The organism is Streptomyces sp. AB3(2024), assembly GCF_041862025.1.
In the GTDB taxonomy this organism is placed as follows: Bacteria; Actinomycetota; Actinomycetes; order Streptomycetales; family Streptomycetaceae; genus Streptomyces.
In genome coordinates this window covers 1-587 of the sequence record NZ_JBGWAB010000329.1, presented here as the reverse complement: position 1 = coordinate 587, position 587 = coordinate 1, and the positions used below count along the sequence as shown (strand labels likewise).

Below are 587 nucleotides of genomic sequence, written 5' to 3'. Positions count from 1 at the left end.
GGCGGCCGCGCACCCCGCCGCCGCACAGCCCGCCGCCGCCCGAGCCGACGTCGACGCGGCCGCGGCCGCCGCCGCGGCCCTGAAGAAGTACCCGGGCTACGTGGAATCCCTCGACCAGGACGGCGCCGTCTGGCACGTCAACGTGGTCGGCAAGAACGGCAAGAGCAACTCCGAGGTCCTGGTGAGCTCCTCCGGCGCCGCGAGCCGGGCCAACCAGGACAACGACCAGGACGCGGGCGAGTACAAGACCCTGATCGCCGCCAAGGTCGCCGCCGCCAAGGCGATGAAGGCGGCGCTGGCCGCCCACCCCGGCAAGGTCGTGTCCCTCGACTGGGACGACGAGAACGACAACGGCGTCGCCGCCCACTGGTCGGTGGAGATCAAGCCCGCGAAGGGCGCCACCCGGGACGTCGGCATCGACGCCACGACCGGCAAGGTGGTCCCCACCGACTCCGGCAACGACAGCGGCAACGACAGCGGCTGACCCGCCGGCAACGGCAGTGGGGGGGGGGGGGGGGCCCCCCCCCCCCCCCCCCCCCCCCCCCCCCCCCCCCCCCCCCCCCCCCCCCCCCCCCCCCCCCCCCCCC

1 protein-coding gene is annotated in these 587 nt (G+C 76.8%); it reads left to right on the top strand.

What is annotated here, in order from left to right:
* Window positions 1–484, top strand: a 484-nt coding sequence (locus tag ACEPPI_RS40615; RefSeq protein WP_373920254.1) for a PepSY domain-containing protein, incomplete at its 5' end; no start/stop codon positions are given.
* Window positions 485–587 lie beyond the last annotated feature (103 nt).